This window comes from Mesorhizobium sp. M4A.F.Ca.ET.090.04.2.1 (genome assembly GCF_003999085.1).
Classification (GTDB): Bacteria; Pseudomonadota; Alphaproteobacteria; order Rhizobiales; family Rhizobiaceae; genus Mesorhizobium.
In genome coordinates, this window is record NZ_RZOT01001035.1 from 1 (window position 1) to 414 (window position 414).

The following is a 414-nucleotide window of genomic DNA, read 5'->3' on the forward strand; positions in this document are numbered from 1 at the left end:
CCCCGCCGCTGCACCCATGGTTCGCTAGGGTTGCGGTGCCGCCACAGGCGCTCGGCAACCCACTCATCGACCCGCCCCTCGGCATCCCTGATGTAGCCGCGCTCGGCGGATCGGCGAATGATCTCCTCGAATGCCGTGCCAGGGGTTAGCTCGGCCTCCAGGCCGGCGTAGAGCAGTTCGCGGTAGCGGCTGTTGCTGAGGACAAGCCGGTCCTCTCTGTCATAGAGAGCGAAACCTTCGGAAATGCTTTCGATGGCATCGACCAGCCGCTGACGTGCTTCTGCAACGTCGCGCAGGTTCTTTTCCTCGACCTCGACGGCGGTATCCCGGAAGAGCCTCAGCGCCTCGGCCATGCGCCCGATTTCGTCGCTGCCCGCGGCCGGCAGCGGCGAAATCGGGCGCATGGCCGAGGCG

General features: G+C 66.4%; 1 protein-coding gene. It reads right to left on the minus strand.

Annotation, left to right across the window (positions count from 1 at the left end):
- The coding region (locus EN781_RS33910) for a PAS-domain containing protein (protein WP_189348002.1) at positions 1–414 on the minus strand (414 nt) is incomplete at both ends.